Raw genomic sequence first — 14,879 nt, forward strand, 5'->3', positions numbered from 1 at the left:
CTAGTGACCGGTTCCCGGTCAAAGCAGGCTTTTGGCCGGGTCGCCGCAGATCCACCGGCCCGGAGCGAAGTCCCCGGGCCGGCGGTCCCGGATCAGAGGGTGTCGAGCGCCTTGATGTAGTCGTTGAGGTCGCGTGCGTCGGGCAGACCGTTGACGACGGTCCAGCGCACCACGCCCTCCTTGTCGATGATGAAGGTGCCGCGCACCGCGCAGCCCTTCTCCTCGTCGAAGACGCCGTAGGCCCGCGAGGTCTCGCCGTGCGGCCAGAAGTCCGAAACCAGCGGATACTCCAGGCCCTCCTGCTCGGCGAAGACGCGCAGGGTGTGGATGGAGTCGTTCGAGACGGCGAGCAGCTGCGTGTCGTCGTTCTCGAACTTCGGCAGCTCGTCACGGAGCGCGCAGAGCTCACCCGTGCACACGCCGGTGAAGGCGAACGGGTAGAACAGCAGCACGACATTCTTCTCGCCACGGAAGTCGGAGAGCTTCACGGTCCGGCCGTGGTTGTCCTTCAGCTCGAAATCCGGGGCCTGGGTGCCGACCTCGATCGCCATGAAAAGCGTCCCTTCGCTACGTTCACCGGGCTGGGCTGTCCGGGTGGCTCCCAGCCTACGCAGAAGCCCGCAGCAGGCCATGCAGCGCCCGTGACAGCCGTAGGCACCCGCACGGGGCGCCCTGCGACCGAGAAACGCGGGGCGCCCTGCGACCGAGAAAGAAGACCCCCGGCGGTCAATGCCGTCGGGGGTCTTCGGGGCGAGTGCGTGGCGAACGCGGTTCAGCGCTTGGCTTTGGCCGCCTTCGGTGTGACCAGACGACTGCCCGTCCAGTCCTTGCCCGCATTGATGCTCTTGGTCTGGGAGAGACCGGCGGTCTGTGCAGACTCGTTGATGTCGCTCGGTTCGACGTATCCGTCACGGCCGGTCTTCGGCGTCATCAGCCAGACCGCGCCGCCGTCCTCGATCAGACCAATGGCATCCACCAGCGCGTCCGTAAGGTCGCCGTCCTCGTCGCGGAACCACAGCAGGACGACGTCTGCGACGTCGTCGTAGTCCTCATCGACGAGATCCTGGCCGATTGTGGCCTCAATGCCCTCACGGAGCTCCTGCTCGACGTCGTCGTCGTAGCCGATCTCCTGGACCACCTGTCCGGGCTCGAACCCCAGGCGTGCTGCCGGGTTGGTCCGCTCCTCCGCGTGGTCCGCGGTCGCGCTCACGGGTTGCCTCCTGATCATGTTTCGGAAAATGCTTCAGCCACGCGCGTGCGCGGGGCGTTGGCCGTAGTCCACACGGGAGCGGCGGATCGCGCAAGTACCCAGCATGCGAGACCGCCTAAACGGGGACGTTCCCTGCCACGTCACCGCACGGTCGGCAGCCCCCCACGGGGCCGGCGCCACCCTCCACACCCTTTACGTCCTTCCACAGCTTATGCCGTTTCGGTCCGCCATTCGGAGTCGAACATCCTTTGGGAATGGTTGGACGGGTTGGGCGTAAGGTTGCGGTTTGGGCCAGCACATCCCTGCGCCGCGGACGTGACGTCTCGCAACACGGCGGTTACCGCTCGGTAGAGGTGACGTTTACGCCCCCGCGGTACACGATGGTGATGGCGTACCTGCATGCATACATCCCGGGGGCATGTTCTCCCGTACCAGGCCCCGTAGAGCAGCACCGAACAGCGAAGGAACAGCGTGGCTTCCGGATCCGATCGTAATCCGATCATCATTGGTGGCCTGCCGAGCCAGGTCCCGGACTTCGATCCCGAAGAGACCCAGGAATGGCTCGACTCGCTCGACGCAGCCGTCGACGAGCGAGGCCGTGAGCGGGCCCGTTACCTGATGCTCCGGCTCATCGAGCGTGCACGCGAGAAGCGTGTCGCCGTGCCGGAGATGCGCAGTACGGACTACGTGAACACGATCGCCACGAAGGACGAGCCGTTCTTCCCCGGCGACGAGGAGATCGAGCGCAAGGTCCTCAACGCGACCCGCTGGAACGCGGCCGTGATGGTGTCGCGCGCCCAGCGTCCGGGGATCGGGGTGGGCGGCCACATCGCCACCTTCGCCTCCTCGGCGTCGCTGTACGACGTGGGCTTCAACCACTTCTTCCGGGGCAAGGACGACGGTCTGGGCGGCGACCAGATCTTCTTCCAGGGACACGCGTCCCCGGGTATCTACGCCCGCGCCTTCCTGCTCGACCGGCTGAGCGAGGCGCAGCTCGACGCCTTCCGTCAGGAGAAGTCGAAGGCGCCCAACGGCCTGTCCAGCTACCCGCACCCGCGGCTGATGCCGGACTTCTGGGAGTTCCCGACCGTCTCGATGGGCCTCGGCCCGCTCGGTGCGATCTACCAGGCCCGGATGAACCGCTACATGGAGGCGCGCGGCATCGCCGACACCTCCCAGTCGCACGTGTGGGCGTACCTGGGCGACGGCGAGATGGACGAGCCCGAGTCGCTCGGTCAGCTCTCCATCGCCGCGCGCGAGGGCCTGGACAACCTGACCTTCGTGGTCAACTGCAACCTGCAGCGCCTCGACGGCCCGGTGCGCGGCAACGGCAAGATCATCCAGGAGCTGGAGTCGCAGTTCCGCGGCGCCGGATGGAACGTCATCAAGCTGGTCTGGGACCGCTCCTGGGACCCGCTGCTCGCGCAGGACCGCACGGGCATCCTGGTCAACAAGCTGAACACCACGCCGGACGGCCAGTTCCAGACGTACGCCACCGAGTCCGGCGCGTACATCCGTGAGCACTTCTTCGGGGACGACCCGCGGCTGCGCGACATGGTCAAGGACATGACCGACGACCAGATCCTGCACCTGGGCCGCGGCGGTCACGACCACCGGAAGGTCTACGCGGCCTACGCGGCGGCCAAGGCGCACAAGGGCCAGCCGACGGTGATCCTGGCGCAGACGGTCAAGGGCTGGACGCTGGGGCCGAACTTCGAGGGCCGCAACGCGACCCATCAGATGAAGAAGCTCACCGTCGAGGACCTCAAGCGGTTCCGCGACCGGCTGCACATCCCGATCACGGACAAGCAACTGGACGAGGGCTATCCGCCCTACTACCACCCGGGCCGCGACTCGGAAGAGATCCAGTACATGCACGACCGCCGCAAGGGTCTGGGCGGATACGTCCCGACCCGTGTGGTGCGCGCGAAGCCGCTGGTCCTCCCCGAGGACAAGACGTACGCGATCGCCAAGAAGGGCACGGGTCAGCAGTCGATCGCCACGACCATGGCGTTCGTCCGCATCCTGAAGGAACTCATGCGGGACAAGGAGATCGGCAAGCGCTTCGTGCTGATCGCGCCCGACGAGTACCGCACCTTCGGCATGGACGCGTTCTTCCCTAGCGCGAAGATCTACAACCCGCTTGGTCAGCAGTACGAGGCGGTGGACCGGGATCTGCTGCTCGCCTACAAGGAGTCGCCGACCGGTCAGATGCTGCACGACGGCATCTCCGAGGCAGGCTGCACGGCGTCGCTGATCGCTGCCGGTTCGGCGTACGCCACGCACGGCGAGCCGCTGATCCCGGTGTACGTCTTCTACTCGATGTTCGGTTTCCAGCGCACCGGCGACCAGTTCTGGCAGATGGCCGACCAGCTCGCGCGCGGCTTCGTACTGGGTGCGACCGCCGGTCGTACGACCCTGACCGGCGAGGGTCTCCAGCACGCCGACGGGCACTCGCAACTGCTCGCCTCGACGAACCCCGGCTGCGTCGCGTACGACCCGGCGTTCAGCTACGAGATCGCGCACATCGTCAAGGACGGTCTGCGCCGGATGTACGGCGGGACCCCCGAGGAGAACGAGGACGTCTTCTACTACCTCACCGTCTACAACGAGCCGATCCAGCACCCGGCCGAGCCGGAGAACGTGGATGTCGAAGGCATCCTCAAGGGCGTGTACCGCTACAAGGCCGCCGAGCGGGGCGAGATTCCGGCCCAGATCGTGGCGTCCGGTGTTGCGGTGCCGTGGGCGGTCGAGGCGCAGCGGATCCTCGCCGACGAGTGGAACGTCCGGGCGGACGTCTGGTCGGCGACCTCCTGGAACGAGCTGCGCCGCGAGGCCGTCGACGTGGAGCGGTACAACCTGCTGCACCCGGCGGAGGAGCAGCGCGTCCCGTACGTCACGCGGAAGCTCTCCGGCTCCGAGGGCCCGTTCGTGGCGGTCTCGGACTGGATGCGTTCCGTACCGGACCAGATCGCGCGCTGGGTGCCCGGTGCGTACCAGTCGCTGGGCGCGGACGGCTTCGGCTTCGCCGACACCCGCGGCGCGGCCCGCCGGTTCTTCCACATCGACGCGCAGTCGATCGTCCTCGCGGTGCTCACCGAGCTCGCGAAGGAGGGACGGGTCGACCGCTCGCTGCTGAAGCAGGCGATCGACCGGTACGAGCTGCTGGATGTGGCCGCGGCCGACCCGGGCGCGGCCGGCGGCGACGCGTAGGCGCGACGCATCACGTACGAAGGGCGGCGGGGCCTGCTGGTCCCGCCGCCCTTCGGCGTCCGCGGGTCAGTTCTCCCAGACCTTGAAAGCCCTGACCTGGTACGGGGACTGGGGCACCCAGGTGCCGCCGCCCGGGTAGGTCTCGAATTCGCCGGTCTCGGCGCACTCCGCCGACTGGTACGTGGTGACCGGGCGGCCGGTGCGGTTGACGAGCGCCTGGACCTTGCTGCCGGCCGGCAGCGGGACGCAGCTCTCGATGTCGATCGTGGACAGCTCGTGGATCTGCCGGGCGCCCGTGAAGTCCGGCTTCTCCCAGAGACAGAGCTGGCCGCTGCCGCAGGCCCCGGGCCGGGCTGACCCGGAACGGACCGCGGAGTCGGCCACGGCCTGCGGGACCGAGGCGGTGGCGGCCAGGGTGGTGGCGGTCAGGGCTGCGGTGGTCAGGGCGGTGGCAAGAACGGTCGTACGCATGGAATCAACCCCCGTGGTGGTGCGAATCAGTTGCCTGCACCCTGACCGGCGGAGCAACCCTCGGGGAAGAGGTCGCGGGCCACACCACCCTGATAGGCGACAGCCCCGCCGGAACGGTCCGGCGGGGCTGTCCTACGCACTGTGTTGACGCGGCACAAGCGTCATGACGAGCCGTCAGATGTGACCGGCGCCCGCACCCGCCTCAGCGTTCGCACCGCGCTTGGTGAGCGTGGCGACCAGCGCGGCGATCACCGCGACGATGCCGGCGACCATGAATGCCGTGCTCATGCCCGACACGAACGTGTCATGAGCGACGCCCGCGATCTTCGCCGCGACCTCCGGCGGAGTGCTGCCGTCCACCGGCGGGACGCCGACCGTGACGGCCGAGGACGCCGCGTCCAGCTGCTCCGGCGAGAGGGGCGGAAGCTGCGCGGCCGTCCAGTTGTCGGCCAGCTTCGAGTCGACCTGGGACGCCATGACCGCGCCCAGCACCGCCGTACCGAGGCTGCCACCGACCTGCATGGCGGCCTGCTGCAGACCACCCGCGACGCCGGAGAGCTCCATCGGGGCGTTGCCGACGATGACCTCGGTGGCGCCGACCATCACCGGGGCGAGGCCGAGGCCGAGCAGACCGAACCAGATCGACATGGTCAGGGTGCTGGTGCCGATCTCCAGCTGGGACATGCCGAACATGGCGACTGCCGTGCACACCATGCCGCCGACCAGCGGAACCCGCGGGCCGAACTTCGTGATCATGGCGCCCGCGAGCGGCGAGGCGACGATCATCATCCCGGTCAGCGGCAGCAGGTGCAGACCGCTGTCGACGGGGCTCAGACCGTGCACGTTCTGAAGGTAGAAGGTGACGAAGAACAGCCCGCCCATGAAGGCGAAGGCCATCAGCACCATCAGGACCGCGCCCGCTGACAGCGGCACGGACCGGAACATCGCCAGCGGGATCAGCGGCTCCCTGACGTTCTTCTGGGAGAAGGCGAAGACCACGAACAGGGCCACGGCGGCGCCCAGGAAACCGAGCGTCTTGTAGTCGCCCCAGCCCCACTCGGCGCCCTTGATGAGCGCCCAGATCAGGCAGAACATCGCCTGCGACAGCAGCACGATGCCGCCGATGTCGAAGGAGCGCGGCGCGTTCTCGGCGCGGTGGTCCTTGAGGATCACCAGGCCCAGCAGGAGCGCGATCACACCGACCGGCACATTGATGAAGAAGACGGACTGCCAGCTGACGTGCTCGACGAGCACGCCGCCGAGGATCGGACCGCCCGCGGTCGAGGCGCCGATCACCATGCCCCAGATGCCGATCGCCATGTTCAGCTTCTCGGCCGGGAAGGTGGCGCGCAGCAGGCCGAGCGCGGCGGGCATCAGCAGGGCGCCGAAGAGGCCCTGGAGCACCCGGAACGCGATCACCAGGGCGACGCTGTGCGAGAGGCCGATGGCCCCCGATGCCGCGGCGAAGCCCACGACACCTATGAGGAAGGTCTGTCGGTGGCCGAACCGGTCACCGAGCTTGCCCGCGGTGATCAGGGAGACCGCGAGGGCGAGCATGTAGCCGTTGGTGATCCACTGGACGTCGGCGAGCGAGGCGCCGAGATCCTGCTGGATGGCGGGGTTGGCGATCGCGACGATCGTGCCGTCGAGCGCGACCATCATCACGCCGATGGCCACGGAGAAGAGCGTCAGCCAGGGGTGGCCGCGCAGCCCCTTGGCAGGTGCGGGCACGGCGGTGTCCTGCTGCTCCCGCGACGCCTTTTCGACGGTGGTCTGACTAGTCATGCCGGGGAGATTAGTGTCAGCCGCTGACAGTTGACAAATCATTTCACAAGACAGTAACTGTCATATAGCTCACACCCACGCTGAGCTGGGAATATCAGGAGAAGGAGGATCATTTCCGTGACCGATGGGCAGCGGGCCGTGCATCCGACCGGACCGTGCGGACGTCCGACGGGACCGCGCGAGCTTCCGACCGGACTGCGCGAACGGAAGAAGCGGCGCACCCGGGACGCCCTGCTGCACGCCGCCCTCGATCTTTTCACCACCCAGGGGTACGAGAAGACCACCGTCGACGAGATCGTCGACACAGTCGAGGTCTCCCAGCGCACCTTCTTCCGCTACTTCGCCAGCAAGGAGGAGGCCGCCTTCGCCCTCCAGGAGATGGTGGAGTCGCACTTCCTCTCGGAGCTGCGCCGGCGTCCCGCTGCGGAGACCCCGTTCGAGGCGCTGCGCCGCGCGGTCCTCTGCGCCTGGAACACCATCGGCGAGGCGATCGAGGCGATCGTCACGGTCGAACTCCACATGCGTACGTACCAGATGATCGAGTCGACGCCGTCGCTGCTCGCCGCCCACCTTCGACGCCACATCGATCTGGAGAGCCAGATCGCACAGCTGATCGCCGAGCGCGAGGGGCTCGACGTGGAGACGGACCCCCGGCCGCGGGTCGCCGTCGCCGCGTTCTGCGGGGTGATGCGGGTGACCGGGCAGCTCTGGGGACAGGGGCGGGACGCCAGCGTGGACTCGCTGCGCGCGCTGACCGAGGCGTACCTGGACCAGCTCGGCCCGGCGCTGGCCGGGAACTGGCGGGCGGAGGCCGGCGCGGGGCTCGGGTAGCGCCATGGAACTCCGTCCGATGTGCGGTGGGCCTCGACGCGGAAGCACCGGTGCGCCGAGGTGCCGAGGTGTCGATGTACCGACGCGCCGATGCGCCGACGCGCCGATGTGCGGTACGCCTCATTGCCCCGACATGACCGACTTCACAACAGCCGCGCCCCGGCGGCCATATGCGACGCTCCGGAGGCACTCCGCGCGACCTGAGCGTGCGCGTCGCACCAACACAGCGTGAAATGACCGGTCTTGAATTCCCGACAGCCGGGTGATGTGCGTCACCCTGTTCACGGCTGTCGTCCCGCGTCTCCTAGTGTGGGCAGAAGTGACTTCCTTCGACACCTCCCCCACGCTCACCGCATGGCGCGCGCTGCTCGCCGTCGCGGTCGTGTTCGTGATGCTGGCGACCACGGGTTGGACCGCCGTACGCCACCAGCCCTCCGACGAGCCACGCACCCTCGCACTCGCCTCGTGGGCGCGCGGCAGCGTAGCGGGTCATGCGCTGCCGGACGCCGACGCTCCGCCGCGCCGGCTGGCGCAGTTCTTCGCCACGCTCACGGCCGCGCAGCGCACCGGACTCGCCGACAAGTATCCCTTGGTCGTGGGCAATCTGAACGGCGCCCCGGTCACCCTGCGTTACCACGCCAATCGGGTGGCCCTGGTGCAGGCGCAGGCGGTCGAGCGGCAGCGTATGCACGACGAGAGGCTCTCCCCCGACGGCCGCGCCGAGGCGCTCCGGCGGATGAATCGCTTCCGGTCGATGCTGGAGAACGGCCGGCACATCCTCGCCTTCGACCCGACCGGGAAGGGTCGTGCGGCCGAGGTGTTCGGTGATCTCGACCGGGCCGCGCGGGTCTCCGTGATCGTCCCCGGCGTCGACACCAATCTGCTGACGCTGGAGCGGACCGCCCCCATGGTGAACGCCGCCCCGGTCGGCATGGCGAAGTCGCTGTACGCGGCGGAGCGCGCCGCGCGCCCCGGCACCCGTACCGCCGTCATCGCCTGGGCCGACTACACGACGCCGGCCGGGATCGGTGTGGACGCGGCCCTGGGGAATCTCGCCGAACGCGGGGCGGTGCGGCTGAACGCCCTGGTGGGCGCGTTGCCCGGGGACGCCCCGGTCTCGCTGTTCTGCCACAGCTACGGCTCGGTGCTGTGCGGTGTCGCCGCGCATGAACTGCCCTCCAGGGTCACCGACATCGCGGTCGCGGGCAGCCCCGGCATGCGGGTGGAGAACGCCGGGCAGCTGCACACCGAGGCCAGGGTGTGGGCGACGCGGGACCACGACGACTGGATCGCGGACGTGCCGAACCTGGAGCTCGGCGGACTCGGCCACGGCGCCGACCCGGTCGAGCCGGGCTTCGGGGCACGCATTGTCTCGGCGGGCGGAGCGGTCGGCCACAGCGGCTATTTCGAGCCGGGCACCAAAAGCCTCAGCAACTTCGCCGCCATCGGCGTCGGGGCCTACGCCTCGGTGAGCTGTGCGAGCTCCGACAACACCTGTAACGACGGAGTCGCCACCGGCGGCCCGGGCCTGGAGATCTGACGGGCGCGACGAACCGCAGTCGGCCGCATATCGGGGCCAACACCGAGGGGGACGTGCGAGCAAGTGCCGCATACGATGAGGCACATGGGTGATGTGCTGGCCGGAATTCATGCCACCTGGGAGTTCGACACCGACTCCGTGCTCATCCGCTTCGAACGGGGTATACGCACACCGAAGCTCTTCCAGAGCCTGCGTGAGCGCCGCGTCCCGCACACGGCGCTGTCGTCGGTGACGCTGACCCCGGGCAAGCGGGGCACGGTGGTCCTGCACGCGGTGCCGAGACCCGGTGCCGACCCGTTGCTGGAGGCCGCGGCGGGACAGCTGAAGGCCGGCTGCGATCCGTACCGGCTGGTGCTTCCGGCCGAGCGCGAGATGCTCGCCGAGTACTACGCGGACGAGCTGCGCGCCCGGCTCGGTCCCGACGCCGCGGAGCCCGCCGAGCGGTTCCTGGTCGCGGCCCCCGAAGCCCCGATGCAGTTCAAGGCGTACGACGGCCGGGCCGGCTTCGACGGTGACCGGATCTCCTTCCGTTGGTTCTGGACGGGTGCCTCCACGGCGAAGTGGAAGGCCGGCGACCAGACGTTTCTGGTGACGGAGCTGAGCGGGGTCGAGTGGCGTTCGCCGGAGGCCTTCGACGGCTATCTGCGGCTGGTGCCGAGGGGCCTGGAGGGCGCGGCTCCCGGACCGGGCTCGGGTGCCGGCCTCGACATGAGCACCGCTTCCGGCCCGGGTGCGGGTGGCGGTGCCGGTACCGGTACGGAGCTGGGCACGGGACTCGCCGCCGGCCTGCTGCGGAACGCACAGCCGATGAGTCCCCGCCCCACCCGGGCCGATCAGGACCCGGCCGCGGTGGTCTTCGGCCTCGGCTACGGCCCGGTGCACGAGTCGCTGCCGTTCGCCGCGGCCGTACTGGAATCCGTACGCAGGAAGCAGCCGTCGCCCGCCGCGCCGGCCGCCGTCCTGGCGGGCGCGGGACGGCGCGATCCCGCGGACATCGCGGAGCGGATCCGGCATCTCGGGGAGCTGCATCAGGCGGGGCTGGTGACGGACGACGAGTTCAGCGCGAAGAAGGCGCAGCTGCTCGCCGAGCTGTAGGTGTGCGCGGGCGGTGTGCGGCGGCCGGGGCGGGTGTCTCCGGCCTGCCAGGTCGGCGAGCAGGCTCGACGGTAGTACTCCCGTACGAGAAGGGCTGCGATGGACCGGAACCCTGGTATGACGTCGCCGGGCCGGTCCGCTGCCTACGCTGATCGAGCCATGTCCACTTCCCCGCCGCGCAAGCCGCCGACGCCGCCCACGCCACCCACGCCGCCATCGTCTCCCCCATCGCCCGCCGTCGACGGCCTGCTGAGCGCCGCCCGGCGCAACCTGCGCGAGTCCGCGCACGGGCTCTCGCACCCGTCCCATCCCGCGACGCCGCTCCTGGCTGACGCGCCGAAGCGGTGGCAGCGGCTGCTGCCGTACGTGGTCGTCCTCGCCCTCGTCGCGACCTTCATCCCGGTCACGATCAATGTCCTGACCCGTGGGTACGGCGTGAACGGAGGGCTGGCGGGAGCCCTGGCCGTCGCGCAGGCGGCACCGCTCCTGATGCTGGCCCACCGGCCGTTGCAGGCCTGGTGGATCATCTTCCCTGCGGACATCCTCGGCGCGGCCGCGCTGCTCGGGTATCCGGTCGGCAAGTTCGGCATCTGGCCGTGGCCCCCGCCCACCCTGATCGGCTACCTCTTCCTGCTGCTCGCCCTGGCCCTGCGCGAGACCCGGCGGACCCTGGCCGCGGTCTGGGTGGCGACGGGCGCGGCGAGCCTGATCCTGCACCTGATCTCGCCGGAGCGCAGCAACGGCAGCGCGCTGCTGCTCGTGGTCCTCGGTGCGGTGGTCCTGGTGATCGGCGCGGCGGTACGGGAACGGGGCGACGCGCAGCGTCGGCTCGCCGAGCAGGAGACCATCAGCGAGGCCGAGAGGGCGCAGCGGACGCTGCTGGAGGAGCGCACCAGGATCGCCCGTGAGCTGCACGACGTGGTCGCGCACCACATGTCCGTGATCACGGTCCAGGCCGATTCGGCGCCCTACCGGATCAGCGGACTGCCCGAGGAGGCGCGCGAGGAGTTCGGCGCGATCGCGGCGAGCGCGCGGGAATCGCTCACGGAGATGCGACGGCTGCTGACGGTGCTGCGCAGCGAGGGCACCGAGGGCGAGCGGGCGCCGCAGCCGGGGCTCGACCGGGTGCAGCAGCTGGTGGAGGCGACGGTGCGGGCGGGGCTGCCGGCCGAGCTGTCGCTGGCCGCCGATCTGCCGGACGTACCGCAGGCGGTGGACCTGTCGGCGTACCGGATCGTGCAGGAGGCCCTGGCGAACGTGGTCCGGCACGCGCCCGGCGCGCGGACCCGGGCGTCGATCACGTCCGACGGTGAGCACCTGACCGTACTGGTCGTCAACGACCGGGCGGAGCAGCCCGGTTCACCGCTGGAGACGACCGGGACCGGGCACGGCCTGGTCGGCATGCGGGAACGCGTACGGTTGACGGGCGGCACCCTGGACACCGGACCGCTGCCGGACGGCGGCTTCCGGGTCGCCGCGCGGCTGCCGCTCGCCGCCGTTCCGCCCCCGACCTCGGAGGACTCTTGACCATCCGCGTGATCATCGTCGACGACCAGGCCATGGTGCGGGCGGGGTTCGCGGCACTGCTCGCGGCGCAGAGCGACATCGACGTGGTCGGTGAGGCGCCGGACGGGCGCCAGGGCATCGACGTCAGCCGGCGGGTCCACCCGGACGTGGTCCTGATGGATGTCCGGATGCCCGAGATGGACGGCCTGGCGGCGGCCCGCGAGCTACTGAACCCGCCGGTGGGGGTGGCGCACCTGCCCAAGGTGCTGATGCTCACCACGTTCGACGTGGACGACTACGTGTACGAGGCGCTGCGCGCCGGGGCATCCGGCTTCCTGCTGAAGGACGCGCCGCCGGCGGATCTGATCTCGGCGGTACGGGTGGTCGCGGCGGGCGAGGCGCTGCTGGCGCCGTCCGTGACCCGGCGCCTGATCGCCGACTTCGCCCGGCAGGGGCCCTCCGGGGCGGCCCGGAGCGGGCAGGCGCTGCGGCTGAACGCGCTGACTCCGCGCGAGCGGGAGGTGCTGGAGCTGATCGCGCGGGGGCTGTCCAACCAGGAGATAGCCGGGCGGCTGGTGCTGGCCGAGCAGACGGTGAAGACCCACATCGGGCGGGTGCTGGCCAAGCTGGATCTGCGGGACCGTGCGCAGGCGGTGATCTTCGCGTACGAGGCGGGGGTGGTGGTACCGGGAGAGCAGTAACGGTGGTCTCCCCCCGCCCACCCCACCGGTAGGCCCCCCGTACACCCCCTACCCGGGTATCAATCCGCACTTGGCTCCCCGGTGCGACGCCCCCGCACCCACCTCCTTCCTACCTTCCTCTCCGTCGCGCCGAACGGCGTGCGGGAGCCGGGTCAGCCGGAGAGGGAGGGGCGGGATGCGCCGTTATGCAAGGACTCTGGTCGCGGTCGCGCTGGCGACCACTGTGATGGCGGGGACGGCCGGCTGGGCGTCCGGGAACGCGCAGCAGGCTCTGACCGGGCCACCTCCCGGAACCTCGGCCTGGCGCGCGGATCACGTGCTTGGGCGTGAGCTGCCCGACCCGGAGCGTGCCGCACCCGCCGAAGTGAGCCGGTTCTTCCGGGGGTTGACCGCAGCGCAGCAACAGGCCCTGCTCGTACGGCATCCACTCGTCGTCGGCAACCTGGACGGCGTACCCGCCGAACTGCGCTACCGGGCCAACGCCCGTTCCCTGCGTGCCAGTCACGACCCCAGGTACCGGCATCTCGCCGGACCCGGGCACCGGCAGATCCTCGCCTTCGATCCGCGCGGACGCGGCCAAGTTGCCGAGGTCTTCGGGGACTTGAGCACCGCACGCCATGTGGCGGTCGTGGTGCCGGGTTCGGACATCGACGCCGGGTCCTTCGACCGTACGAACGATGTGTACGGCACTCCGGCCGGCATGGCGAAGTCCCTGTACGCGCAGACCGGACACCGCAGCGCCGTCGTCGCCTGGGCCGGGTACACCACCCCCGTGGGCATCGGCCTCGATGCCGCGACCGGGTCGCTCGCCGAGGCCGGGGCCGACCGGCTGACCCGGTTCGCGGACGGGCTGGCCGCCGACGGTGTGCCCGCGCCCGCCGTGTTCTGCCACAGCTACGGCTCCGTCGTGTGCGGCCTCGCCGCGTCCCGGCTGCGCGCCAGCGACCTGGTCGTCCTCGGCTCGCCGGGGATGCGTGCCGACGACGTCGCGGATCTGCACACCACCGCCCGGGTCTGGGCCGCCAAGGACGCCACGGACTGGATCGACGACGTACCGAACATCGAGGTGGCGGGGCTGGGGCACGGCCCCGATCCGACCGGTCCGGGGTTCGGCGCACGCCGCGTACCGGCCCACGACGCCCACGGGCACACCGGCTACTTCGGCCCCGGTACGGACTCGCTCCGCGCCTTCGCCTCGATCGCGCAGGGGGAAGCCCGATGAGCCTCAGCACGCTCGCCGAGCGCATCGACGCCCGTACACCCGCCCATCGCGACCGGGCCGTCGACGGCCTGCGCGCGCTCGCCCTGCTCGCCGTCCCGACCGGCCACTGGCTGCTCGGCGGCTTCCGCCTCGACGGCGACGGCGCGCTGCACAACGCCAGCCCGCTCTCCACGTTCGGCGGGCTCGCCCCGGTGAGCTGGGTGCTTCAGATGCTGGGCATCTTCTTCCTGGTCGGCGGGTACGCCTCCGTGCTCTCGTACCACCGGAGGAAGTCCACCACCGGGGCCTGGCTACGCGGACGCGTCGCCCGCCTCGGCAGGCCGGTGCTCGGCGTGACGGCCGTCTGGGCGGCGATGATCCCGCTGCTGAGCGCGCTCGGCGTGCCCGGTGACACCCTGCGGACCGGGTCGACGCTGGTGATCCAGCCGCTGTGGTTCGTCGGGGTGTACACGGTGGTCACGGCGCTCACCCCGTACTGCGTCGAGGCCGCGCGGAAGCTGGGCGGCTGGGCCGCCGTGCCGCTGCTCGGCTCGGTCGCCGCCGTCGACTTCCTGCGGTACGGGCCGTTCGCGGACGCCATGCCGTCCTGGCTGAGCGTGTTGAACATCCTTCCGGGCTGGCTCTTCGCGTACCAGCTCGGCGTGTCGTGGGGCGAGGGCCGGATCGACAGGCGCGGCGCCCGGCTATTGCTGATCGGTGGGACGGTGTTGTTCGCCGCGCTGCTGTTCGTCCTCCACTATCCGGCGTCGATGGTCGGCGTCCCGGGCGAGGCGCGGACGAATTCGCACCCGCCGTCGCTGCTGGTCCTGGCGCTGGCCGCCGCACAGAGCGGTGCGGCGATCCTGCTGCGGGACCGGATCGGCCGGCTGCTGCGCAGGCCGCTGCTGTGGGCGCCGGTCGTCGTCATCAACCTGTCCGCGATGACGATCCTGTGCTGGCACCAGACGGCGATGCTGGCCGCGGCGGTCCCGGCGTCGTTCGCCGGTGCGGTGCCGGGGCTGACGACCGGGCCCGACACGGTCGGCTGGATCCTGGCGCGGGTGGCGTGGATGCCGGTGTTCGCGGGGCTGCTGGTGCTGATCGCCCGGTACGCGCGCCGGTTCGAGGCCCCGTGGCAGACCGGTACGCATGCGGCGAACGCCCGCCGGGCGGTGGCGGGCCTGCTGGCGACGGGGTTCGCGGCGTACGTGCTGGGGTTGGCGTAAGCGACTGTTTCTGATCTGGTCATGCCATGAGGCGGGCTGCCTGGTGGGAGGTGACCTGCTGGGAACGTTTGCCTGCGTTCGCGCTGACGCTCGATTGACG

12 protein-coding genes are annotated in these 14,879 nt (G+C 70.3%); 8 read left to right on the forward strand and 4 right to left on the reverse strand.

Going from position 1 to position 14,879, the window contains the following annotated elements:
* Nucleotides 1-92: 92 nt before the first annotated feature.
* Both ACZ7L9_RS03345 and ACZ7L9_RS03350 read right to left on the reverse strand, forming a co-directional pair.
* Entirely contained in the window at nt 93-551 is a 459-nt protein-coding gene (locus tag ACZ7L9_RS03345) for a peroxiredoxin (RefSeq protein ID WP_093895495.1), read from the reverse strand.
* 221 nt (nt 552-772) lie between these two features.
* A complete protein-coding gene (locus ACZ7L9_RS03350) occupies nt 773-1,210 on the reverse strand; it encodes a DUF3052 domain-containing protein (protein WP_471412109.1) in 438 nt (145 codons plus the stop codon).
* Nucleotides 1,211-1,681: 471 nt separating this feature from the next.
* Here ACZ7L9_RS03350 and aceE point away from each other — a divergent pair, with 471 nt between their 5' ends.
* Nucleotides 1,682-4,423 (forward strand): pyruvate dehydrogenase (acetyl-transferring), homodimeric type, encoded by a 2,742-nt coding sequence (gene aceE / locus ACZ7L9_RS03355; protein ID WP_471412111.1) that lies wholly within the window; start codon nt 1,682-1,684, stop codon nt 4,421-4,423.
* A gap of 66 nt (nt 4,424-4,489) precedes the next feature.
* Here aceE and ACZ7L9_RS03360 read toward each other — a convergent pair whose 3' ends face one another.
* A complete protein-coding gene (locus tag ACZ7L9_RS03360; RefSeq protein WP_471412112.1) occupies nt 4,490-4,894 on the reverse strand; it encodes a peptidase inhibitor family I36 protein in 405 nt (134 codons plus the stop codon).
* Between the two features lie 174 nt (nt 4,895-5,068).
* The gene (locus tag ACZ7L9_RS03365) at nt 5,069-6,679 is read right to left on the reverse strand and encodes an MFS transporter (protein ID WP_471412114.1); all 1,611 of its coding nucleotides are present in this window, start codon (nt 6,677-6,679) and stop codon (nt 5,069-5,071) included.
* Between the two features lie 138 nt (nt 6,680-6,817).
* On the opposite strand from ACZ7L9_RS03365, the gene ACZ7L9_RS03370 reads away from it, so the two are divergent.
* From ACZ7L9_RS03370 to ACZ7L9_RS03400, 7 genes are all read left to right on the forward strand, one after another.
* Nucleotides 6,818-7,510 (forward strand): TetR family transcriptional regulator, encoded by a 693-nt coding sequence (locus tag ACZ7L9_RS03370; protein WP_471412765.1) that lies wholly within the window; start codon nt 6,818-6,820, stop codon nt 7,508-7,510.
* A 319-nt stretch (nt 7,511-7,829) separates the two neighbouring features.
* Nucleotides 7,830-9,050 carry an alpha/beta hydrolase gene (locus ACZ7L9_RS03375; RefSeq protein ID WP_471412116.1) on the forward strand — a complete coding sequence of 407 codons (1,221 nt, stop codon included), beginning with the start codon at nt 7,830-7,832 and terminating at the stop codon, nt 9,048-9,050.
* Between the two features lie 84 nt (nt 9,051-9,134).
* Complete coding sequence (locus ACZ7L9_RS03380) at nt 9,135-10,145, forward strand: DUF4429 domain-containing protein (RefSeq protein ID WP_471412117.1); 1,011 nt, start codon at nt 9,135-9,137, stop codon at nt 10,143-10,145.
* A 159-nt stretch (nt 10,146-10,304) separates the two neighbouring features.
* A complete protein-coding gene (locus ACZ7L9_RS03385; RefSeq protein WP_471412118.1) occupies nt 10,305-11,672 on the forward strand; it encodes a sensor histidine kinase in 1,368 nt (455 codons plus the stop codon).
* Nucleotides 11,669-12,352 carry a response regulator gene (locus ACZ7L9_RS03390; protein ID WP_471412119.1) on the forward strand — a complete coding sequence of 228 codons (684 nt, stop codon included), beginning with the start codon at nt 11,669-11,671 and terminating at the stop codon, nt 12,350-12,352. The genes ACZ7L9_RS03385 and ACZ7L9_RS03390 overlap by 4 nt, the downstream gene beginning before the upstream one ends.
* Nucleotides 12,353-12,527: 175 nt before the next feature.
* Nucleotides 12,528-13,574 carry an alpha/beta hydrolase gene (locus ACZ7L9_RS03395; RefSeq protein WP_471412120.1) on the forward strand — a complete coding sequence of 349 codons (1,047 nt, stop codon included), beginning with the start codon at nt 12,528-12,530 and terminating at the stop codon, nt 13,572-13,574.
* Entirely contained in the window at nt 13,571-14,779 is a 1,209-nt protein-coding gene (locus ACZ7L9_RS03400; protein ID WP_471412122.1) for an acyltransferase family protein, read from the forward strand. The genes ACZ7L9_RS03395 and ACZ7L9_RS03400 overlap by 4 nt, the downstream gene beginning before the upstream one ends.
* Nucleotides 14,780-14,879 lie beyond the last annotated feature (100 nt).

This window comes from Streptomyces sp. NPDC111516 (assembly GCF_055635345.1).